The following is a 20554-nucleotide window of genomic DNA, read 5'->3' as shown; positions in this document are numbered from 1 at the left end:
GCGTTTTGCGCCGGCGCGGCCATCGGTCCCGAAGCCTGTCTTACCAGAAAAAGTTGTAATAGATCCGCAGGATGTATCCGGTGCGGATATCGACCAGCATCACGTCGTCATAATGGCGGACCCAGCGGCGATAGGGACCGGCGGGCGGCAGGCGATAATACCACGGATCGCTGATATAATAGCGGCTGCCGAAATAGATGTGCCGGATCCGCATTCCCGAACGGAAATGGTGATAACGGAACGGCGCGCGCCAGTTGCCGCGACGATAGATGCTGCGGTTATGGCTGCGATAGCTGCGCCAGTCGCGATACTGCCGATGACGGTTGTAGGAACGCGTCACATGCCGGTTGCGCTCGACACGGTGCCGCTGACGCTGAAGGCGCTGCCGGTTGTGCTCGATACGCTGGCGCTGCTGGCGGACATGATTGCGGTTACGTTCGACGCGACGATGCTGCGACCGCACGGTTCGCCGCACCTGACGGCGCTGATGGCGTTGCACGGACCGGCGCTCGTGGCGATTGGTGCGCTGGCGCTGATGCTGTCCTGCGCGGTGATGTTCGCCGCTGCGGGCATGGCGTTCATGGCCGTGGCGCGCCTGCGCATCGGCGGGGATGGCAGTTAAAGGAAGGGCGACCGCACCCATCAGGGCGCTGAGTAACAGGGTTCGCATAAAGGCTCTCCTCCGGAACGGGATCGCGCCTCGTCCGGGCGCGACGTTCATGATGCGAAGGAATATACCGGATGCGTACTGAACCCGGCGGGAACAGTATCGTCAGCGAAATGAAAGGTCAGGCGTTACTGGCCGCCGCCACCGGCACCGCCACCCCCGGCGCCGCCGACGCCACCCGGCGTTACCGTACCGATATTGCCGAACAACTGTTCGAAGAAGCTCTTCTTGCGGCCCAGCGTCGGTGTCTTCTTGTCGGTGGGGTTGATATTGACCACCTGATCAAGCCCGGTCTTGTCGACCGAAGCGACCGTGCCGTCGGGGGCAAAGCGAATCCGCATCACTGTTTCAGCGATCGGCTTGGGCCGCTTATAGGCAAGGTTGCGAGTGATGCGCGAAATATAGAACCACTCGCTCTGGCTGCCCTTGTTGAACATGCTGGTGAAGGTCGGATCGCCCATCACCGCGCGCACGGACTCCTGATTGTCCACACCGGGCTCTACCGAATTGGCGAGATCCTGATCGAAAATATAGCCGTGATGCGCGCGCACTTTCGCGCATCCGCCGGTCGCCGCTGCCGCAAGCACAATTGCAGCCAACAGGACAGGTTTCGACTTGACCGGCATTCTATTCTCCCGACACGCTCACGCCTACAGGCACGGCATCGACATGCCGCGCTGATCGCATCAATATGCGGCCTTGCGCGCCCAAACAAGGCCATGTGTAGTCGAAGGTGAGGAATGACGCTGTTTTCGAAGATTTTCGGGCCCTCAACGCCCCCTCCGGCGGAGGCGCTGTATCAGGATGTCGTGGCGACAGCCCGCCGTCCGCACTGGTATATCGACGGCGCGGTCGCCGACAGCGTCGACGGGCGATTCGATATGGTGGCGGCGGTGCTGTCGATGCTGCTGCTGCGGCTGGAGGCGGCTCAAGACCCCGTTGCGGCGGGGCTCAACGCCTTTCTGACCGAGCGGTTCGTCGATGATATGGATGGCCAGCTACGTCAGATCGGGATCGGCGATATCGTGGTCGGCAAACATATCGGGCGGATGATGGCGATGCTGGGCGGGCGGCTTGGCGCCTATCGCGACGGGCTGGCGCAGGGCGATCTGAAGCCTGCGCTGATCCGCAATCTTTATCGCGGCGAATCGCCCGCGCCGGAGGCAGTCGCCCATGTCGAGCATGGCCTGACCGCCTTTCGCGAACGGCTGAATCGATTCGACGCCGCAACGCTTGAGGAAAAGGGACTGCCGCAATGACCGTTGCCGAATTCAGCCGACCCCACCGGCTCGACCGGATCGGCGGCGTGCAGGGCGAGCAGCATATCGTTGCGGATCAGGACGAACGCGAACGGCTTGCCCGCCGGTTCGGTCTGCCCGCGCTCGACCGGCTGGAGGCGCGCTATCATCTCACGCAGGAAGGCAAGGATGTGGTGCGGGCTACCGGCCATGTGTCGGCGGCGCTGGCGCAGCCCTGCATCGCCACCGGCGAACCGGTACCCGAACGGATCGAAGAGGATTTCCGCCTGCGCTTCGTGCCCGAACCCGGCATGGCTGAGGAAGAGGAGGTCGAACTCGACGAGGCGGATTGCGACACCGTTTTTCACGACGGGCAGGCGATCGACATGGGGGAGGCGGCGGCCGAGACTATGGCGCTGGCGCTCAATCCCTTTCCACGCAGCGATCATGCCGATTCGGTGCTGCGCGACGCAGGCGTGCTGAGCGAGGAGGAGGCGGGGCCGTTCGGCGCACTGTCGGGCCTGCGCGACAAATTGCAGGGGAAATAATTCCGCGCTTCAGTCCTTGTCGCCGAAATTCAGCCGCCGCGTGACGGTGTAATCGAGTACCGCCATGACGAAATAGGCTGCCGCCTGTTTGATCCGGCGCCATGGCGTTGACAGGTCGCGATAGCGTTCGGGGGTCATGCGTACCGAATCGCGTACCTCCCCGTCGACATAGCTGCGCACATGCGCGGCGAAATCGGCATCCTCGATCCGCAGCATCAGCTCCAGATTGAGGAACATCGAACGAATATCGAAATTGGCCGAGCCGATATGAACCGCATCGTCGACGACGAACAGCTTGGTATGCAGCTTGGTCGGCGCATATTCGTAAATTTCAACATTCTTGCGCAACAGTCCGGCATAGGTGAAGCGCGATGCCCAGATCGCCGCGCCGTGATCGGTTTTCGACGGCAGAATCACCCGCACGCGCCCGCGCAGGCCTACCCGGTCAAGACGGCGCAGCATCGCGGGGCCGGGCGCGAAATAGCCTGCAATCAGGTCGATATGCGAAGCCCGGTCCATATCGTGTTTGATCGCGCGGGCCCAGGGCGACAGGCGCTTGGTGGGGCCGCCCAGCAGCCAGCGCAGCGGTTGTTCCGGCTCGCTCCATGTTCGCAATGCGCGGCGCAGCAGCCGCAGAGGCGCACGCGGCTGTCGTATCCAGGCGGCCAATGCGTCATAATATCCGGCAAGCCTCCCTGCTGCATTGCCTTCGACCAGCAAGCCCAGATCGCGCCATGCATGTTGTTCGGGCGCCCCGAAATAGGAATCCTGAATATTGAACCCACCGATGATCGTGCGCGGCGTATCGCTTTCGGCGTCGGCGATCACCATTTTCTGGTGATTGCGCAACAGGTAGCGCCTGCCCAGCCGGGGTAGAAACACACAGACCTCTCCACCCGCTTCGCGCAGCGGTTTGAAGAAATCATGGTCATCGGCCCGGTCGCTGCCCAGCGCATCGACGATCAGCGACACCTGCACCCCGCGTCCGACGGCTGCGATCAGCGCATCGCGGACGCGCGCACCCACCGCATCATCGACATAGATATAATAGAGGATACGCAGCGATTGTCGTGCGCCGTCGATCAGGGCAAGCAGCGATTCCAGTCGGCGCGGCCCGGTATCGAGCAATGTCAGACGGTTGCCATGGACATCGAAGGTGGGCTGGGACGGCGGCGGTTGCATCGGATGCTTCTGCCGGGCGTCGTACCCGACCGCAAGTCCGTGCATTTCCTTGACAAGCAGGCCGCATTTTCCTATCTGGCGCACTTTCCCGGCATGTTGGTTTGAAGGAAGCGTTATATGGCGCGCGTCACCGTAGAGGATTGCGTCGACAAGGTATCCAACCGGTTCGATCTGGTATTGTTCGCAGCGCAACGCGCGCGGCAGATTTCGGGCGGTGCCGACCTGACCATCGACCGCGACCGCGACAAGAACCCGGTCGTTGCCCTGCGCGAAATCGCCGAACAGACGGTGAAACCGAAGCATCTGGAAGAAGCGACGGTTTCCAGCCTGCAGCGTGTGCAGATCGACGATGAAGAAGCGCCTGATGATGTCGGTTCGCTGTCCGCGTCGGCTGAGGCGCTTCGCCTGACCGCCGCCGCCCCGCCGCGCAGCGCGAGCGTCGGTCCCGACAGCGACGGCTGAGTTCGTCGGAAAACCAGATTAAAAAAACGCGCTGTCCGACCGGAACGGCGCGTTTTTTTATGCGTCCGCTTCGACGGTGCCGCGAAACCCCTGCGCGATCACATACCATTCGGAGGAGCCCTTGCGACTCGCCGGGGGCTTGGCATGTTTGACGGTGGTGAAATTGCGCTTCAGCTCTGCGACCAGATCATGGTCGGCCCCGCCCGCCAGCACTTTGGCGACGAAAGCGCCGCCGGGTTTCAGGATTTCATAGGCAAAGGCCGCGCCCGCCTCGACCAGCGCCATGGTGCGCAGATGATCGGTCTGGGGATGGCCGACGGTGTTGGCCGCCATATCGGACAGCACGAGGTCCGCCTGTCCGCCCAGCGCGTCGGTCAGCGCGTCCGGGGCCGAGTCGGCAAGAAAATCCATTTGCAGGATCGTCACCCCGTCAATCGGATCGACGGGCAGCAGGTCGATGCCGACGACCGCGGCGGCGGGCAGGCGCTGGCGCACCACCTGTGCCCAGCCACCCGGCGCAATGCCCAGATCGACGACGCGGCGCGCGCCCTTCAACAAGCCGAAACGTTCGTCGAGTTCGAGCAGCTTGTATGCGGCGCGGCTGCGAAACCCCTCCGCCTTGGCGCGTTTGACATAGGGGTCGTTCAACTGCCGTTCGAGCCAGCGAGTCGATTGCGCGCTGCGCCCGCGCGCGGTGCGCACCCGCGTCCGCCCGGATCGTCCGCCGCGGCTCATGCTGTTTCTCCCTGCATCAGTCGCCGTAAGATTCCTTCGCGAATACCGCGATCGGCGATGCCCAGCCGGTGCGCGGGCCAGATGTCGAGGATCGATTCGAGGATCGCACAGCCCGCCACCACCAGATCGGCGCGCTCGCGCCCGATGCACGGGATGCGCGAACGCTGCTTCAGATCCATGTCGGCGAGCGAGGCGCTGACACTGCGCATCTCGCTCGACGGTACGATCAGCCCGTCGACGCGCGACCGGTCATAGCTGTCGAGGCCGAGATGCACGCTGGCCAGCGTCGTCACCGTACCGCTGCTGCCCAATAACCGGTGCCCCGTCACGCCTTTCGGCAGGCGTTTGGCGAAGCCGGTGAAGCTGGCGCTCGCGGTTTCGCGCATCCGGGCATATTGGGCGCGATGATCGGCATCGCCATGCGCGGCGCGGATCGCTTCGGTCAGCGACACCACGCCCCAGGGCGCGCTGTGCCAGTCGAGCACCTGCGGCACCGGTTCGCTGGCGTCGATCAGCACCAGTTCGGTCGAACCGCCGCCGATATCGAACACCAGCGCAGGGCCGTCGCCGGGTTCGAGCAGCGCGTGACAGCCCAGTACCGCAAGCCGTGCCTCTTCTTCGGCGGTGATGATGTCGAGGACGATGCCGGTTTCACGATAGACGCGTTCGATGAACGAGCTGCCGTTGCTGGCGCGGCGGCACGCTTCGGTCGCGACCGAGCGGGCCAGCGTCACGTTGCGGCGTTTCAGCTTGTCGGCGCACACCCGCAGCGCCGCGATGGTGCGCTCGATCGCCGCATCGGACAGTTGCCCCGACGCGGACAGCCCCTCGCCCAGCCGGACGATGCGCGAAAAGGCGTCGACCACGGTAAAGCCTTCGCCCTGCGGCCGGGCGATCAGCAACCGACAGTTGTTGGTGCCGAGATCCAACGCGGCATAATGTTTCGCATATGGCCAGCGACCGCGCGCTGGCATTCTGGGTGCCGGACGGGCAGGTTTTTTCCCCTGCCGGTGCGGCACTCGGGCGGAAAAATCCCCCATGCCGTCACTCACTTATGTTCTTCCGTCACGGCCGAAATGACCGCTCGGTGCCTGACGCCAAGCTAGCGCAGCGCCGCCGCCACGGCAAGGCGGCAGACGGCACTGCGGGGATTTACGCTTTTTCGAGCGCTTCGGCGATCAGCTTGCGGCTGTTTTCAATACCGTAGAGCGCGATGAAACTGCCCATGCGCGGCCCCTGCGACGAGCCGAGCAGCGTCTCGTACAACGCCTTGAACCAGTCGCGCAGAGTGTCGAACCCGCCGGTCTTGCCGATTTCATAGACTTCGTTCTGAATATCCTCGGCCGCGGCATCGGCGGGCAGGGTGGCCAGCACCGCATCGAGCCGTTTGAGCGCATCCACTTCGACACCTTCGGGTGCGCGGCGGTGCAGCGTCGGCGCAACGAAATCGCGGGCATAGGCCAGCGCATAGCCGATCAGTTCGTCGAGCGCGGGATAGCTTTGCGGAGTCGCGTCGGGCAGATAGTTGGAGAGATAGCCCCAGACCTGTTCCTTGCTCGCCTCTCCCATCACGCCGACCAGATTGAGCAGCAGGCCGAAGGTGACGGGCAGCGCTTCTTCGGGCGGCGGGCCGTTATGGATGTGATGGACGGGGTTGCCGAGCTGCTGCTTCAGCTCCTGCGTCGGATAATTGGCGCGGAACTGCCAGTAATCGTCGACCGCGCGCGGGATGACGCCCATGTGCAGCGCCTTCGCCTTTTTCGGCTCGCGATAGATGTAGAAGGCAAGGCTTTCGTCCGGTCCATAGGTCAGCCATTCATCGAGGCTGAGGCCATTGCCCTTCGACTTCGAAATCTTCTCGCCCTTTTCGTCGAGGAACATTTCATAGTTGAAGCCTTCGGGCGGGCGGCCGCCCAGCACGTGGGCGATCTTCGAGCTTTGCGTGACCGAATCGATCAGATCCTTGCCCGCCATCTCGTAATCGACGCCAAGCGCGACCCACCGCATCGCCCAGTCGACCTTCCATTGCAGCTTGGACCGGCCGCCCAGCACGCTCTGCTCGATCCGCTCGCCTGCATCCTCGAACGCGATGATCCCGGCATCGGCATCGACCACCTCGACCGGCACCTGCAACACGACACCCGATTTCGGGCTGACGGGCAGGACGGGGGAATAGGTGGCCTGGCGCTCCTTGCGCAGCGTCGGCAGCATCACGTCCATGATCTTGTCGAAATGGCGCAGCACATTCTTCAGCGCGTCGTCGAACCTGCCCGACTCATAATAATCGGTTGAGGAGGCGAATTCGTAATCGAAGCCGAACCGGTCTAGAAATTCGCGCAGCTTCGCGTTGTTGTGCGCGGCGAAGCTGTCATACTTGCCGAACGGATCGGGAATGCGCGTCAGCGGCTTGCCGAGATGTTCGGCCAGCATGTCCTTGTTGGGCACATTATCGGGCACCTTGCGCAGCCCGTCCATATCGTCCGAAAAGGCGATCAGGCGGGTCGGAATGTTCGACATCGCCTCAAACGCATGGCGGACCATGGTGGTGCGCAGCACTTCGTTGAATGTGCCGATATGCGGCAGGCCCGACGGGCCGTATCCGGTTTCGAACAGCACATGGCCTTTCTCCGGCGCGCCCTTTGCATAGCGTTTGAGGAGCTTGCGGGCTTCCTCATAGGGCCAGGCCTTGGATTCGAGCGCGGTTTCGCGAAGGGTGGTGCTGTCAGTCATGATGCGCATGCCTGTGCCGCGTATGCGCGCGAATCGCAATCCTTTCCGCATGGCGCAGGGGCAGCCGCAATTCCCGTTACCCCGGCGCAGGCTGGGGTCCAGCTCCATGTCGGAGCCATCGCAACAGCCATGGATGCCAGCCCGCGCCGGCATGACGGGGGCGTCTGCGACATTGCGATATGGGCGCGGTTTTGCCACGCTGGTTGCGGAGAGGAAACGGGCCATGTCGCCATTCAGCTTTCATACCGCTGCTTCGATTGTCTTTCGCGCCGGTGCGGCGGCGCAGCTTGGGGCGCTGGCTGGCGAGCGGCTGGGCGAGTCGGTGCTGTTCGTCACCGATCCCGGCCTGCGCGCGCTGGGGCTGTGCGACGGCGCGATTGCGGCGCTGCAGGATGCTGGCGCGCGGGTGTGCGTGTTCGACCGGGTGGAGGCCGATCCGTCGCGCGACACGCTGTTGTCCGCAATTGCCGAAGGGGCGCGCCACCGGGTGACGGGTGTAGTCGGGTTCGGCGGCGGATCGTCGCTCGACATCGCCAAGCTGGCGGCGCTGCTGCTGGGATCGGGGGAGGCGTTGGATGCGGCATGGGGCGTCGGCAACGCGCTGGGGCCGCGCCTGCCGCTGGTGCTGGTGCCGACCACGGCGGGGACGGGGTCGGAAGTCACGCCGGTCGCGATCATCACCGTCGGCGACACCGAAAAGCGCGGGGTTTCCAGTCCGGTCCTGCTGCCCGACCTGGCGGTGCTCGATCCCGACCTGACGCTCGGCCTGCCGCCCGCGATCACCGCGGCGACGGGTGTGGACGCGATGGTCCATGCGATCGAGGCTTATGCGTCCACCAGCGCCAACAACAATCCGATGTCGCGCAGTCTGGCGCGCGAGGCGCTGCGCCTGCTCGGCGCGCATATCGAAACCGCAGTGGCGGACGGCGCCAACCGGGAGGCGCGGGGCGGCATGTTGCTGGGCGCGATGCTGGCGGGGCAGGCATTCGCCAATTCGCCCGTTGCCGCCGTCCATGCGCTTGCCTATCCGATCGGCGGGATTTTCCATGTGCCGCACGGCCTGTCCAACGCGCTGATGCTGCCCGCCGTGCTGCGCTTCAATGCCGGCCATGCCGACCGGGTCTATGCCGAGATTGCCGCCGATGCCTTTCCGCATCTGGCCGAGGTCGGCAGTCAGGCGCGTACATCGGCGTTTATCGACGAGCTTGACCGGCTGCGCGAACGGCTGGGGATGCCGATGCGGCTGCGCGATGTGGGGATTGGTGAGGAGGCGCTGCCACGACTGGCCGCGGAGGCGATGGCGCAGACGCGTTTGCTGGTCAACAATCCGCGCGCAGTGACGCAGGCCGACGCACTGGCCATTTATCGGGAGGCATGGTGATGGCCGAAAGAGTGCCGCCGGGAACCCGCGCCGATTATGCTGCTTTTTCGCAGCACGATACGCGGTGGAAGGACAATGACGTCTATGGCCACCTCAACAATGTCGTGCATTATTCGATTTTTGACAGCGCGGTGAACGGCTGGCTGATCGGGCAGGGGCTGCTCGATCCGCTGAACAGCGCGCAGATCGGCCTCGTGGTCGAAACCGGCTGCCGCTATCACGCCGAAATGGCTTTTCCCGACCGGATCGCGGCGGGCATCCGCGTGGCGCGGATCGGCACCTCTTCGGTTCGCTATGAAATCGGCCTCTTTCGCAATGACGCTGACACCGCAGCGGCGGAAGGGTTCTTCGTCCATGTCTATGTCGATGCAGCCACCCGTCGTCCCGCACCGCTCGCCGGGCCGTTGCGCGCGGCGCTGGAGACGCTGATCGTCGGCTGACCGGGCGCGGGCCTATTGCGGCGGCTGAAACCCGATGAACCTATCGGCCCATTGGGTGAACGGCTTGATATTGGGCGCATCGGTATGCCCGCCGTCATCCTGCCGCCAGGCGAGGCGATGGTCGAGCAGCCCGTGATTGACCGGCGGCATCGGCTGGGTGCGGTAATCGACATTTTCCATCAGCCCATGCGCACCGAGCAGATCCCATACCGGACTTGCCGCCAGCGCCGCCATCCAGCTACCGCGCTGGTCGAGCCATTTGGCATCGCCCTTTTCGGGAATGCCATAGCTGATGAAGGTCAGGCGCGGCGCGCATAGCGCCAGCAGCTCGTTCGAATCGACCGGCAGGTCGGCGATGGTCAGCGGCTTGCCGGATTGCATCGACGCCGCATTATATTTCAGGAAATTACCCGCCATCCAGTAATATTCGCCGGTGCCAAGGCTGGATACCGCCTCGCCGAAATTGCGACGCAGCGGGGTGACGCCGCCCTTGCCCGACGATCCGATCAGCACCATCGCGAACCGCCGGTCGAACGCCATCGTCACCAGTGCCGCCTTGCCCCAGCGCGAGACGCCCTCGATCCCGATATGCTTTGCGTCCACGCTGGGGTCTTTCGACAGATAGTCGAAGGCGCGGCTGGCGCCCCAGGCCCAGGCGCGCAACGCTCCCCACTGATCGGGCGAACGCGTCTGCCCGTGATTGACGAGGCCGATAATCCCGCGCGTCAGCCCGGCACCGTTATCGGCCTGAATGCTGGCGGTATCGAGCATGGCATAGCCCCAGCCCGCATGAATCAGCACATCGGGGCGCGAAATGGTGTTGGGGTCGGGGAATTTGACCGGCGGCTGCGATTCCAGCGCGAGCGCCTGATGCGCCTGAAACACCCTGGCGAGCGACGGATCCTGTTTGATCAGCACCGCCTTCAGCGCCGCATCCATGCGTTCATATTCGGCGCGGGTCGGCTGGGACGGGGCGGGGAATGTGTCCCGCCCGAACATGATGAGCAGCGGCACCGGCCCCTTGGTATCGGCGGGCGTGACCACCGTCATGCGGATATCGACGTTGATCGCGGGATAGGCCGAATTGTCGACATGGCCGATCAGCCGGCGCGCGATGACCGGCTTGCGCGGCCAGCCCATCTCCTCCCGGTCGGTTGCGCGTACCCGCCATGTCACCTTCGGCATATTGGCGGGGATGCGGCCATAGACTTCGCGGGCATAGGTTTCGGCGATTTCGGGGCGCCGCACCTTCCACCACATTTCGGGCGTCGTCACCTTGCGCCCGGCAAAGGTGGTGAGGGGGTCGGGCAGGCCGGGATTGGGACCGGCGGTTGCTTCGTCATAATTGGCGTGGTTGGGGGCATCCGGATCGCCGCTCGGCCCCGGTTTGAGCGCGGTGATGCCGAGCTTTTGCATCATGATCTGCCGATCCTGATCGGCGGTCAGGGTGCGCGGCGGTTTGATGGCGGGGTGCGATGCGTCCTGCGCCGCAATCGGCGCGGCAAAACTGATAGCGCTAGCAGATATAACCAGTGCTGAACCGAATAGTATCGGACGCATGATCCCCTCCTATATTTATATCGCTACCATCACTGTGCCACAGCCGGAGTGGTAACAAAAGCGCCCTGCGCCTGTTGCCAATCTGTTCTGCATGGGGGAGAAGGGGCGGGTGATCCCGGAACTTCCTCATCCTGCGCTGCACGCCAGCCATTCGGGCGTCTGGATCGCCCTGCCCGATGGCGAAACGCGTGCGATCGGCCGCGGCGAGGCGATTCGCATCGCCGCCGATACGCCCGTGTTGCTGCTCAACGCACCGCTGGTGGCGCAGCGGCTGGGCTATGGCGACCTTTCGGGGCTGGATCTGCTGGAGCTATGGGCGTTTTTGCGGCCCGCGCAATTCATGGTCCCGACACCGAAAGGGCTGGCGCGCGCGACCGGGCTGGCGCCGCCGGATACGGACGCGGGGGTTGCGCCCTTCCTGCGCGAAGCGGCGGCGGCGATGCTGGCGCTGTGTGACGGCGACTGGCCGGAGCGCGAAGGGGCGTGGAGCGGTGCGCAGGCACTGTCGCGGCTGCGCTGGCCCTGGGTGCCGTTGCTTTCGGGACGGATCGCCAGACCGGCACGCGACGAGCGCTGGCTGTTTTCGAAACTGCCCGAGTGGGAGGAGCAGGCATCGCGTCCCGCGCCGCGTATCGTCACGCTGCATGCCGACGATGTGACCGCGCGGCTCGACCGGCTGACCGGTAAAGGCGCGGAACGGCGTGAGGGGCAGCGCGCTTTTGCCGAAGCGGCCTCCACGGCCTTCGCCCCGCGCGATATGCGCGATGCGCCCAATCTGGTGCTGGCCGAAGCGGGAACGGGGATCGGCAAAACGCTGGGCTATCTCGCGCCCGCATCGCTCTGGGCCGAACAGGCGGACGGGCCGGTCTGGGTCTCGACCTTCACCAAGGCGCTGCAACGACAATTGGGGCATGAGACCGAGCGGTTGTTCCCCGATCCGGCGGAACGGAAACATCGGGTGGTGACGCGCAAGGGGCGGGAAAACTATCTGTGTCTGCTCAATCTGGAAGATGCGTTGCAGGGCGGGTTTGCGGGGCGTGCGGCGGTGCTGGCGCATCTCGTCGCACGCTGGGCGGCCTATACGGCAGACGGCGATATGGTGGGCGGCGACCTGCCCGGCTGGCTGCCGACGCTGTTCCGGCGCAACGGATCGACCGCGCTGACCGACCGGCGCGGCGAGTGCATCTATGCAGGCTGCCCGCATTACCGCAAATGCTATATCGAGCGCGCCGCGCGGGCATCCGCCGATGCCGATATCGTCATCGCCAATCACGCGCTGGTGATGGTCAATGCCGCGCGCGGACGGGAGACGACGACGCGCCCGACCCGCTATGTCTTTGACGAAGGCCACCATCTGTTCGACGCGGCGGATGCGATGTTCGCGGCGGCGCTTACCGGACAGGAGGCGATTGAGCTGCGCCGCTGGGTATTGGGTCCGGAACGCAATAGCCGTGGGCGCAGGCGCGGGCTGTCGGCGCGACTGTCGGACGTTGCCAGCTATGATGAACAGGGCGGCCGGGCGATTGCCGATGCGGTACAGGCCGCAAGCGCGCTGCCGTCGGAGGGCTGGCTGCAACGGCTGAATGAGGGCGAGCCGTTTGGGCCGCTCGAAACGCTGCTCGCGACGGTGCGCGGGCTGGTCTATGCGCGCGATGAAAAGGGTGCGGCGGATGCCGGGTACGGGCTGGAAACTGAACTGGCCGAACCGTCTGCCGAACTGGTCGAGGCAGCGGGGCCGGCGGGCGAGGCGCTGGACGCGCTGGTCCGTCCGCTGGTTGCGCTGGGCCGGCGGCTGGAGGCGCTGCTCGCCGATGCGCCCGACTGGATGGACGGCGCAGCGCGCGCGCGGGTCGAAGGGGCGATTGCCTCGCTCGGCTGGCGGGCGGAGACGGTGGGGGCATGGCTGGCGCTGATCGCGCGGATCGGCGGGCCTGCCGATCCCGATTTCGTCGACTGGCTTGCGGTCGACCGGATCGAGGGGCGCGAATATGATATCGGCCTGCATCGCCACTGGCTCGATCCCAGCCGCCCCTTTGCCAAGACCGTGCTCGAACCCGCGCACGGCGCGCTGGTCACCTCGGCCACGCTGCGCGCGGGCGGCGACTGGGACGTGGCGGATGCGCGCAGCGGCGCACACCATATCGCGCGTGCACCCGGCCATTTCGCTGCGTCCAGCCCGTTCGACTATGCCGCGCAATCCGAAGTGCTGATCGTCACCGATGTGAAGCGCGGCGACCTGTCGGCGCTCGCCAATGCCTATGCGCGGCTGATCGTCGCGGCACAGGGGGGCACGCTGGGCCTGTTCACCGCGATCCGGCGGTTGCGCAGTGTCCATGCCCGGATTGCCGACCGGCTGGCGCGCGAAGGTCTGCCGCTGATGGCGCAGCATGTCGATCCGATCGACACCGGCACGCTGGTCGATATTTTCCGCGATGACGGCCGTGCCTCGCTGCTCGGTACCGATGCGCTGCGCGACGGGGTGGACGTGCCAGGCCATTCGCTGCGCATGGTGGTGCTGGAAGGGGTGCCCTGGCCCAAGCCGACCGTGCTGCACGCCGCGCGGCGCATGGCGGGGGGCGGAAAGGACTATGACGACCGGGTGGTGCGCGCGAAACTGGCACAGGCGTTCGGGCGGCTGATCCGCCGCGCCGACGATCGCGGGGCATTCGTGCTGCTGTCGGCGGCCATGCCCTCGCGCCTGCTCTCCGCCTTTCCCGAAGGCACGCCGGTGACGCGCCTGACGCTCGATGAAGCAGTTTTACGCGCGCAACGGCTTTCCTCCGGCGGCGACATGGTGCAAGAGGTGCACGAGCCCACCCGACCAGCCTGACGGAGCGCCATGAAGACGCTGAACCTGCTGCGCCACGCCAAATCCGGCTGGGATGACGCGATTACGCGCGATTTCGACCGGCCGCTCAATGACAAGGGCAAGCGTGCCGCCGCGGTGATGGGGCGGCATCTGCGCGGACTGCCAGTACGGTTCGAGCGGCTGGTCGCCTCGCCCGCGCTGCGGGTCGTGCAGACGCTGGAACATTTCGCCGCCGCTTATGGCGATATGCCTTCGCCCGAATGGAACCGGCAGGTCTATCTGGCGTCGGTCGATACCCTGCTCGATGTGATTCATGCACTTCCGGAAGAAACCGACTCAGTGCTGCTGGCGGGGCATAATCCGGGGCTGGAGGATCTGATCCTGACGCTGGTGCCCGATGCGCCGGGGCAGCCGCTGCGCGACGCGGTGGAACTGAAATTCCCGACCGGAAGCTTTGCCGAAATCCGCTTCGACGGCGATCGCTGGGCCGATGTGCTGGCGGGCAGGGGCGCACTGGGACGCTTCGTCCGGCCGCGCGATGTCGACCCCAGTCTGGGGCCGAACCTGCCCTGATCCGGTACCGCCGTTGGAACCCGATACGGTGTGGCGGGTTGGCGCGCTATGGCAGACGAATCGAACGCATCGCGCTATCCCCTGCTCGCCCGGCCGCATGTCCACCTGTCCGGACCGGTCGATCAGGCGATGTACCAGTCCTTTCGCGAACAGATTGCGGCGGCGCCGGAGGACGGCACGCTGGTGATTGCCATCTCCACGCTGGGCGGCGATCCGGAGGTCGCGCGCCTGATGGGGGACGAGGTGCGGCTGCTGCGCGACTATTCCGATCGCGAAATCCTGTTTCTGGGCAAGGTGGCGGTCTATTCGGCGGGCGCGACCTTCATGGCCGCCTTTCCCAACGACAAGCGCTTTCTGACGCGCGGCACGCGAATCATGGTGCATGAGCGTCTGCTGACCAAGACGCTCAACCTGTCGGGGCCGCTGAGGAGCTGCATCGATTCGCTGAAAGCCAGCCTGCATGAAATCGAGCATTCGATCCGTATCGAGGAGGAAGGGTTTCGCGATCTGGTCGCGGGGACGAAAATCGATTTCGACGAGGTGCGCGAACGGGCACCCGAAAACTGGTATATCGATGCCGAGGAAGCCCGGAAGCGCGAACTGATTCTGGATGTGATCTGAACCGGCTTTGCGTTTGTGCGGCGGCTGGTCTATCGCAGCGCACAACCTTGACCCGCGGGCGCTTGCGCGCCATGTCGGGCCGCGACTGCAAGACGGAAAGCGAGCATGGCCGAATTTTCCCTGCCCAAGAACAGTGTCATTAAAAAGGGGACGACGCATCCCGCACCTGAAGGGGCGACGCGTCTGAAAACCTTCAAGATTTACCGCTACGACCCCGATAGCGGCGCCAATCCGCGCTATGACACCTACAAGATCGACCTCGACGATTGCGGGCCGATGATTCTCGACGCGCTGATCAAGATCAAGAATGAGCAGGATTCGTCGCTGACCTTCCGCCGGTCGTGTCGCGAAGGGATTTGCGGATCGTGCGCGATGAATCTCGACGGCAAGAACGGACTGGCCTGCACCACCGCGATTGAGGACATTCGGGGCGAAATCCGCATCACCCCGCTGCCGCATATGGAAGTGATCAAGGATCTGGTCCCCGATTTCACCCATTTCTATGCGCAATATGCGTCGATCCAGCCCTGGCTGAAGACGGTGACGCCGGCACCTGCGGGCAAGGAGCGGCTGCAGTCGCCGGAAGAGCGTGGCAAGCTCGACGGGCTGTATGAGTGCATCCTGTGCGCCTGCTGCTCGACCTCATGCCCCAGCTATTGGTGGAATTCGGACAAGTTCCTCGGCCCCGCCATCCTGCTTCAGGCCTATCGCTGGCTGGCCGACAGCCGTGACGAGATGACCGGCGAGCGGCTGGATGAGCTGGAAGACCCCTTCCGCCTCTATCGCTGCCACACCATCATGAACTGCGCCAATGTCTGCCCCAAGGGGCTGAACCCGGCCAAGGCGATTGCCGAAACCAAGAAGATGATGGTCGAACGCGCCGTCTGATCTGGCTTAAAAACCTTCTGAAAAGGAGCGGTTCGCCGATGCGGACCGCTCCTTTTTTATGCGCAAAATCCCCCTGCGGCCGCAGCATCTACCAACTTTGGAGGATGGAAAGCGCTGGATTGCCCGATACTATGGGGCGTCTTGCACGGTCAGAAGGGGGAATTGACCATGAAAGCATTGCTGCACATTTCAGGGGGTATTGGCGCGGTTGCGTTGGTCGCGGGAGCGATCGTGACGCCGGTACCGGCTCAGGCGCAGGTCAAGCGGCAAATCTGGGTACAGAATGCCTGTCGCTATCCGGTGCGGTTTTTCATTCGTCATGCGGATGGCGTTCGTAACTGGCATAATCACGGCTGGTGGACCTTTCGTCCCTATCAGCGCGCGACCAAGCTGACGGTAGCCGATGTCCCGATCGTCCAGCAGGAGAAATACGCCATGTATTTCTACGCGGAAGCCACCGGCGGGCAGGGGCATTACTGGGAAGGGAAGGATGTCCGCATGTTCAACGGCACCCGGTACAAGATGCGCAAGGCGAAGAAGGTGATGGATCGCGGGCATTACACCATCAAGCTGAGCTGCAACGACTAGATCCCTGGCCAGAATATGCAGGGATGCAGCCCCCGCTCAGCGGTTGTCATCATACAGCTTCACGGCAGCATCAAACGGTCCTAGTGGCGGAAGTGGCGCATCCCGGTAAACACCATCGCCAGTCCGGCCTCGTCGGCGGCGGCGATCACCTCGTCATCGCGGATTGAGCCGCCGGGCTGAATGACGGCGGTGGCACCTGCTTCGACCGCGGCCATCAACCCGTCGGCAAAGGGGAAGAAGGCGTCGCTTGCGACCGCCGACCCGATGGTCCGCGATTCCGCCCAGCCTGCTTTTTCGGCCGCATCCTTCGCCTTCCATGCGGCGATGCGGGCGGATTCGACCCGGCTCATCTGGCCCGCACCGATCCCGGCGGTCGATCCGCCTTTGGCGTACACGATCGCGTTCGACTTCACATGCTTGGCAACGGTCCAGGCGAAACGGCAATCGGCCATTTCCTGCTCGCTCGGCGTGCGCTTCGTGACTACCTTCAGTGCGTCCTCGATCAGCGCATCGTCGCGGCCCTGAACCAGCAGACCACCGGCAATCGATTTGATCGTCAGGCCGGGCCGTGCCGGATCGGGCAGGTCGCCGGTAACGAGCAGGCGCAGATTCTTTTTTGCGGCAAACACCGCGCGGGCTTCGTCGCTGGCAGCGGGGGCCGCGACGACTTCGGTAAAGACTGCGGTGATTGCGCGTGCGGTTTCGGCGTCGAGCGGGCGATTGACCGCAACGATGCCGCCAAATGCCGACACGCTGTCGCAGGCAAGGGCGGCACGATAGGCTTCGATCAGCGTATCGGCGCTGGCGACCCCGCACGGATTGGCGTGCTTGACGATGACCACTGTCGGCGGGCCGTCGCGAAACTCGCTGACCAGCTCGAGCGCGGCATCGGCGTCGTTATAATTATTGTAGCTCAGTGCCTTGCCCTGCACCTGTTCGGCCTGCGCGATGCCGCGTGCCGAGGGTCCGTTGGGAAGGTAGAGCGCGGCCGACTGGTGCGGGTTTTCGCCATAGCGCAACCTGTCGCCGAGCGTGAAGGCCAGCGGCAGCGTCTGCGGAAACGGCTCGCCCTGATCGGCAAAGGCGAACCATTGAGCAATGGCGGAGTCATAGGCGGCGGTCGCGGCATAGGCCTTGGCGGCCAGCTTGCGGCGGGTGTCGAGCGTTGTGCCGCCCTGATTGTCGTCCATCTCCGCGATCAGCGCATCATAATCGGCGGGGTCGGTGACGATCGCCACCGCCGCATGGTTCTTCGCCGCCGACCGGACCATGGACGGGCCGCCGATATCGATATTCTCGATAATCTCGTCGCGATCCGCGCCCTTCGCAACGGTCTGGGCGAAGGGGTAGAGGTTGACCACGACCAGATCGATAGCACCGATATCGTGCGTTTCCATCGCCGCGACATGCTCCGGATTGTCGCGCACGCCCAGCAGGCCGCCATGCACCACCGGGTGCAGCGTCTTGACCCGCCCGTCCATCATTTCGGGAAAGCCGGTCAGGTCGGAAATGTCGCGCACTTCCAGCCCTGCCTCACGCAGGGTGCGGGCCGTGCCGCCGGTCGACACCAGTTCAACACCGTGACGGGCCAGCGCCTCGCCTAATTGGGTGATTCCGCTTTTGTCGGAAACGGAAAGGAGGGCGCGGCGAATGGGATGGATCTGCATGGGGCGTCTCTTTCAACAATGCCCCGCGCAAAGGCAAGGGGAGTCTGACGGTCCGGTGCAAATCCTTCAGCGGGTTTTGCGCAATAGCCAGGTGACGCTGGTTCCGCCTGCGGGCGACGTCCCGGCAAGTACGATCTGATCAGTCAGTTGCGGCCTGCCATCGGCATCGACCCACAGGCTTTCTTCGACCGTCAGCTTCGCACCCTTGCAGCGCAACTGCCACAGGCCGCCGGGAATGCGCAGGAATGCGCCTTCGCCATCGGCGGTCGCGGTGGCTTCGACCTTCGGGCCGAGGTGAAAGCGTAGGGTGAAGGGAATGTCGCCACGCCGCCGTCGCCGGCCGCCGGCAATCAGCGAATCCTCGCCGCGCACGTCGCGCCCGTCGGGCGACAGCGCAATCTGTCGCCGGTGGAGCAGGCCATAGCGACGCAGATAGCCGTCATGGCTGGCCTCGATCCGTAAGACCGTCTCCGATTCCTGCCGGTTCAGCTCGACCTCATTGACGCCCTTGCCCAGCGTGCCGTCGGAATGAATGGCGGTCGAATTGCTGTTGTCGACGGTCAGCGTCGAATGCGCCGCAGTGGTCCGCAATCCATCGGCAAGGGCAGCTGGAAGGGCAGCATGGGCGGCGCGCGCACCGCCGCAATTGACGATCAGGCGATGTTCCCCATCGGACAGTTCGAACGCCAGCGTCGAGGCGCAGCCGCCTTCGACCACGCGCGCGACGGGCGGCGGGGCTGCGTCGAGCAGCAGCACGCTGTTGCCCGCTGCCAGCCGCTGATAGCCCCAGTCGCGCGCCTGTTTGAGCGGACGAACGCGAATGCCCGTGGCTTCCAGCATCTGTTCCACGGCGTCTCCGGCCACGGGGCCCGAACCCTGCCAGCTCGACGTGCCGCGATCGCCCATGCACACGCCGAGCAGCGCCGCCGTCATCCGGTCAAGCGCTTCCGTAATAAAGGCAGGCGTGTCGATCCGTCGCGCGGCATAGGTTTCACGTACCATGGCCAGCAGCATGACCATGTCGAGCTGGCGCATCGGCGACCGGCTGACCGCGCCACCGTCGCTGAACGTGGCGGAGGCGATGGCGCGTTCCAGCCCCGCCTCTCCGAACGTGCGCCGGGGATCGCCGCCCGGCAGCATCAGCCCCGCCGCGACGACGCCGCACCATGCCGCCAGCCGGGGCACGCCGGGAAGCGCCTTGTCGGCGGTGCGATCGAGATGACGGGCACCGCGCGCCAGCGCGTTCAGCACGTTCGAACGATAGACCAGATCGGTGCTCGACAGGATCAGCGGCGCATGCGCCACCCAGAACAGGATGCGCTTGCCCCATAGATCCGGCTGCCAGGCGGAATCGGTGACGGTTTCGCCATGCACCGCGACCCATTGGCGCATGATCGCCTCGGCAATTGGTGCGGCGGTGGCGCGGGTTGCGACCGACGACAGGTCGCGCAGCCAGGCGAAACTGTGCAGATATTCGCCGAATGCCGGAGAGAATCCGGGCGCGCTCAGGTTCAGGCCGGAAATATTGCGGGTTTCGCCACGAAAGCTGACCATGCCGTCGAGCAGGGCGTGGCCGCGTTCAATATTGCCGAGAAACGGATCGTCGGCGACCGTGATCAGCTTCAGCGGATGGCGCCCGCGCAGGCGGAAACGGTGAATGGGGCTGCGCCATGCCAGCCGCTGAAACCGGTCGTTGAGTTTTTCGGCGAGCGACAGCCCGCGATCGCCCCCGGCGCGGACCAGCCGCTTGCCATCCTCGATACTGTCGGGATCCTGCTCAAAGGGCGAATATTCGTTCACCCGTTCCCCCGCAGCGCGAGGATATTGTCGGCATAGCAGTCCGGCCCGCCGGTAAAGCTTGCGGTGCCCGCGACCAGCGCGTCGGCCCCGGCTTCAATCGCGCGCGGAGCGGTCTGCCGGTCGATCCCGCCGTCCACTTCCAGGTCGATGGCGCGTCCGCTGGCGTCGATCAGGCTGCGCAACGCGGCGATTTTGGCAAGCTGGCTGGTGATGAATTTCTGGCCGCCGAAACCGGGATTGACGCTCATCACCAGAATCAGGTCGATCATGTCGATGACTTCTTCGACCACCGCGATCGGGGTGGCGGGGTTGAGCACCACGCCCGCACGCTTGCCCAGCGCCTTGATCGACTGGATCGTGCGATGCAGATGCGGGCCGCTTTCGGGGTGGACCGACAGGCAGTCGGCGCCCGCCTCGGCAAAGGCCTCCAGATACGGATCGACCGGCGCGATCATCAGATGGACGTCGAACGGCTTGGCGCTGTGCGGGCGAAGCGCCTTCACCACGGCGGGACCGATGGTGATATTGGGCACGAAATGCCCGTCCATCACGTCGATATGAATCCAGTCCGCTCCGGCGGCATCGATGGCGCGCACTTCCTCGCCCAGCCGGGCAAAGTCGGCGGAAAGAATGGAGGGCGCGATCCGGACGGGTTGCTGCATGAT

The 20554-nt window shown here is 64.8% G+C and carries 21 protein-coding genes; 11 read left to right on the top strand and 10 right to left on the bottom strand.

What is annotated here, in order from left to right; genetic code table 11:
* Window positions 1-40 precede the first annotated feature (40 nt).
* Entirely contained in the window at window positions 41-340 is a 300-nt protein-coding gene (locus tag FHR23_RS16765; protein WP_184003612.1) for an RcnB family protein, read from the bottom strand.
* Between FHR23_RS16765 and FHR23_RS10320 the strand changes: the two genes are divergently transcribed.
* A complete protein-coding gene (locus tag FHR23_RS10320; RefSeq protein WP_184003610.1) occupies window positions 341-622 on the top strand; it encodes a hypothetical protein in 282 nt (93 codons plus the stop codon). It begins immediately after the preceding gene.
* A 173-nt stretch (window positions 623-795) separates the two neighbouring features.
* On the opposite strand, the gene FHR23_RS10315 is transcribed toward FHR23_RS10320, so the two are convergent.
* On the bottom strand, window positions 796-1293 hold the full coding sequence (locus FHR23_RS10315; protein WP_184003608.1) for an outer membrane protein assembly factor BamE: 498 nt from the start codon (window positions 1291-1293) through the stop codon (window positions 796-798).
* 114 nt (window positions 1294-1407) lie between these two features.
* On the opposite strand from FHR23_RS10315, the gene FHR23_RS10310 reads away from it, so the two are divergent.
* A complete protein-coding gene (locus FHR23_RS10310) occupies window positions 1408-1926 on the top strand; it encodes a ubiquinol-cytochrome C chaperone family protein (protein WP_184003606.1) in 519 nt (172 codons plus the stop codon).
* Window positions 1923-2453, top strand: a complete 531-nt coding sequence (locus FHR23_RS10305) for a YceD family protein (protein WP_184003605.1) — start codon at window positions 1923-1925, stop codon at window positions 2451-2453. The genes FHR23_RS10310 and FHR23_RS10305 overlap by 4 nt, the downstream gene beginning before the upstream one ends.
* A 9-nt stretch (window positions 2454-2462) precedes the next feature.
* On the opposite strand, the gene FHR23_RS10300 is transcribed toward FHR23_RS10305, so the two are convergent.
* A complete protein-coding gene (locus FHR23_RS10300; RefSeq protein ID WP_184003880.1) occupies window positions 2463-3635 on the bottom strand; it encodes a phospholipase D-like domain-containing protein in 1173 nt (390 codons plus the stop codon).
* Window positions 3636-3752: 117 nt separating this feature from the next.
* On the opposite strand from FHR23_RS10300, the gene rpoZ reads away from it, so the two are divergent.
* The gene (gene rpoZ / locus FHR23_RS10295; protein WP_184003602.1) at window positions 3753-4097 is read left to right on the top strand and encodes a DNA-directed RNA polymerase subunit omega; all 345 of its coding nucleotides are present in this window, start codon (window positions 3753-3755) and stop codon (window positions 4095-4097) included.
* A 57-nt stretch (window positions 4098-4154) separates the two neighbouring features.
* Here the strand turns inward: rpoZ and FHR23_RS10290 are convergent, their stop codons facing one another.
* The 3 genes from FHR23_RS10290 to FHR23_RS10280 form a co-directional block, all read right to left on the bottom strand.
* On the bottom strand, window positions 4155-4832 hold the full coding sequence (locus FHR23_RS10290; RefSeq protein ID WP_184003600.1) for an RlmE family RNA methyltransferase: 678 nt from the start codon (window positions 4830-4832) through the stop codon (window positions 4155-4157).
* Window positions 4829-5872: a Ppx/GppA phosphatase family protein gene (locus FHR23_RS10285; protein WP_184003878.1), complete on the bottom strand. Its 1044-nt coding sequence runs from the start codon at window positions 5870-5872 to the stop codon at window positions 4829-4831. The genes FHR23_RS10290 and FHR23_RS10285 overlap by 4 nt, the downstream gene beginning before the upstream one ends.
* A 112-nt stretch (window positions 5873-5984) precedes the next feature.
* On the bottom strand, window positions 5985-7562 hold the full coding sequence (locus FHR23_RS10280; RefSeq protein ID WP_184003598.1) for a lysine--tRNA ligase: 1578 nt from the start codon (window positions 7560-7562) through the stop codon (window positions 5985-5987).
* Between the two features lie 223 nt (window positions 7563-7785).
* On the opposite strand from FHR23_RS10280, the gene FHR23_RS10275 reads away from it, so the two are divergent.
* Window positions 7786-8943, top strand: a complete 1158-nt coding sequence (locus tag FHR23_RS10275) for an iron-containing alcohol dehydrogenase (protein ID WP_184003596.1) — start codon at window positions 7786-7788, stop codon at window positions 8941-8943.
* Window positions 8943-9383 (top strand): acyl-CoA thioesterase, encoded by a 441-nt coding sequence (locus tag FHR23_RS10270; protein ID WP_184003594.1) that lies wholly within the window; start codon window positions 8943-8945, stop codon window positions 9381-9383. Before FHR23_RS10275 ends, FHR23_RS10270 begins: the two co-directional genes overlap by 1 nt.
* A gap of 12 nt (window positions 9384-9395) precedes the next feature.
* Here the strand turns inward: FHR23_RS10270 and FHR23_RS10265 are convergent, their stop codons facing one another.
* The gene (locus tag FHR23_RS10265) at window positions 9396-10943 is read right to left on the bottom strand and encodes a glucuronyl esterase domain-containing protein (protein WP_221227478.1); all 1548 of its coding nucleotides are present in this window, start codon (window positions 10941-10943) and stop codon (window positions 9396-9398) included.
* A gap of 112 nt (window positions 10944-11055) precedes the next feature.
* On the opposite strand from FHR23_RS10265, the gene FHR23_RS10260 reads away from it, so the two are divergent.
* The 5 genes from FHR23_RS10260 (at window position 11056) to FHR23_RS10240 (ending at window position 16422) form a co-directional block, all read left to right on the top strand.
* The gene (locus FHR23_RS10260; protein WP_425506362.1) at window positions 11056-13773 is read left to right on the top strand and encodes an ATP-dependent DNA helicase; all 2718 of its coding nucleotides are present in this window, start codon (window positions 11056-11058) and stop codon (window positions 13771-13773) included.
* Between the two features lie 9 nt (window positions 13774-13782).
* Complete coding sequence (locus tag FHR23_RS10255) at window positions 13783-14325, top strand: SixA phosphatase family protein (RefSeq protein WP_184003590.1); 543 nt, start codon at window positions 13783-13785, stop codon at window positions 14323-14325.
* Window positions 14326-14373: 48 nt separating this feature from the next.
* Window positions 14374-14946: an ATP-dependent Clp protease proteolytic subunit gene (locus tag FHR23_RS10250; RefSeq protein WP_184003587.1), complete on the top strand. Its 573-nt coding sequence runs from the start codon at window positions 14374-14376 to the stop codon at window positions 14944-14946.
* Window positions 14947-15051: 105 nt separating this feature from the next.
* The gene (locus tag FHR23_RS10245; RefSeq protein ID WP_184003585.1) at window positions 15052-15834 is read left to right on the top strand and encodes a succinate dehydrogenase iron-sulfur subunit; all 783 of its coding nucleotides are present in this window, start codon (window positions 15052-15054) and stop codon (window positions 15832-15834) included.
* 168 nt (window positions 15835-16002) lie between these two features.
* Window positions 16003-16422, top strand: a complete 420-nt coding sequence (locus tag FHR23_RS10240) for a DUF1036 domain-containing protein (RefSeq protein ID WP_184003583.1) — start codon at window positions 16003-16005, stop codon at window positions 16420-16422.
* 80 nt (window positions 16423-16502) lie between these two features.
* On the opposite strand, the gene purH is transcribed toward FHR23_RS10240, so the two are convergent.
* From purH to rpe, 3 genes are all read right to left on the bottom strand, one after another.
* Window positions 16503-18089 (bottom strand): bifunctional phosphoribosylaminoimidazolecarboxamide formyltransferase/IMP cyclohydrolase, encoded by a 1587-nt coding sequence (gene purH / locus FHR23_RS10235; RefSeq protein WP_184003581.1) that lies wholly within the window; start codon window positions 18087-18089, stop codon window positions 16503-16505.
* A gap of 66 nt (window positions 18090-18155) precedes the next feature.
* The gene (locus tag FHR23_RS10230; protein WP_343043106.1) at window positions 18156-19889 is read right to left on the bottom strand and encodes a heparinase II/III family protein; all 1734 of its coding nucleotides are present in this window, start codon (window positions 19887-19889) and stop codon (window positions 18156-18158) included.
* Window positions 19886-20551 (bottom strand): ribulose-phosphate 3-epimerase, encoded by a 666-nt coding sequence (rpe, locus tag FHR23_RS10225; RefSeq protein WP_184003579.1) that lies wholly within the window; start codon window positions 20549-20551, stop codon window positions 19886-19888. The genes FHR23_RS10230 and rpe overlap by 4 nt, the downstream gene beginning before the upstream one ends.
* Window positions 20552-20554 lie beyond the last annotated feature (3 nt).

It is taken from the genome of Stakelama sediminis, assembly GCF_014199335.1.
Lineage (GTDB): Bacteria > Pseudomonadota > Alphaproteobacteria > Sphingomonadales > Sphingomonadaceae > Sphingomonas > Sphingomonas sediminis.
The sequence above is the reverse complement of the archived record's forward strand: the minus strand, read 5'-3'. Positions and strand labels throughout refer to the sequence as shown.

Excerpts from the sequence above, each read along its gene's own strand:
- FHR23_RS10315 (WP_184003608.1), bottom strand. The coding sequence starts at position 1,293 with ATGCCGGTCAAGTCGAAACCTGTCCTGTTGGCTGCAATTGTGCTTGCG.
- FHR23_RS10305 (WP_184003605.1), top strand. The coding sequence starts at position 1,923 with ATGACCGTTGCCGAATTCAGCCGACCCCACCGGCTCGACCGGATCGGC.
- rpe (WP_184003579.1), bottom strand. The coding sequence starts at position 20,551 with ATGCAGCAACCCGTCCGGATCGCGCCCTCCATTCTTTCCGCCGACTTT.
- FHR23_RS10250 (WP_184003587.1), top strand. The coding sequence starts at position 14,374 with ATGGCAGACGAATCGAACGCATCGCGCTATCCCCTGCTCGCCCGGCCG.
- FHR23_RS10275 (WP_184003596.1), top strand. The coding sequence starts at position 7,786 with ATGTCGCCATTCAGCTTTCATACCGCTGCTTCGATTGTCTTTCGCGCC.
- FHR23_RS10310 (WP_184003606.1), top strand. The coding sequence starts at position 1,408 with ATGACGCTGTTTTCGAAGATTTTCGGGCCCTCAACGCCCCCTCCGGCG.
- FHR23_RS10270 (WP_184003594.1), top strand. The coding sequence starts at position 8,943 with ATGGCCGAAAGAGTGCCGCCGGGAACCCGCGCCGATTATGCTGCTTTT.
- FHR23_RS10290 (WP_184003600.1), bottom strand. The coding sequence starts at position 4,832 with ATGAGCCGCGGCGGACGATCCGGGCGGACGCGGGTGCGCACCGCGCGC.
- FHR23_RS10280 (WP_184003598.1), bottom strand. The coding sequence starts at position 7,562 with ATGACTGACAGCACCACCCTTCGCGAAACCGCGCTCGAATCCAAGGCC.
- FHR23_RS10285 (WP_184003878.1), bottom strand. The coding sequence starts at position 5,872 with ATGGGGGATTTTTCCGCCCGAGTGCCGCACCGGCAGGGGAAAAAACCT.
- purH (WP_184003581.1), bottom strand. The coding sequence starts at position 18,089 with ATGCAGATCCATCCCATTCGCCGCGCCCTCCTTTCCGTTTCCGACAAA.
- FHR23_RS10255 (WP_184003590.1), top strand. The coding sequence starts at position 13,783 with ATGAAGACGCTGAACCTGCTGCGCCACGCCAAATCCGGCTGGGATGAC.
- FHR23_RS10245 (WP_184003585.1), top strand. The coding sequence starts at position 15,052 with ATGGCCGAATTTTCCCTGCCCAAGAACAGTGTCATTAAAAAGGGGACG.
- FHR23_RS10320 (WP_184003610.1), top strand. The coding sequence starts at position 341 with ATGCCGGTTGCGCTCGACACGGTGCCGCTGACGCTGAAGGCGCTGCCG.
- FHR23_RS10300 (WP_184003880.1), bottom strand. The coding sequence starts at position 3,635 with ATGCAACCGCCGCCGTCCCAGCCCACCTTCGATGTCCATGGCAACCGT.
- FHR23_RS10265 (WP_221227478.1), bottom strand. The coding sequence starts at position 10,943 with ATGCGTCCGATACTATTCGGTTCAGCACTGGTTATATCTGCTAGCGCT.
- rpoZ (WP_184003602.1), top strand. The coding sequence starts at position 3,753 with ATGGCGCGCGTCACCGTAGAGGATTGCGTCGACAAGGTATCCAACCGG.
- FHR23_RS10240 (WP_184003583.1), top strand. The coding sequence starts at position 16,003 with ATGAAAGCATTGCTGCACATTTCAGGGGGTATTGGCGCGGTTGCGTTG.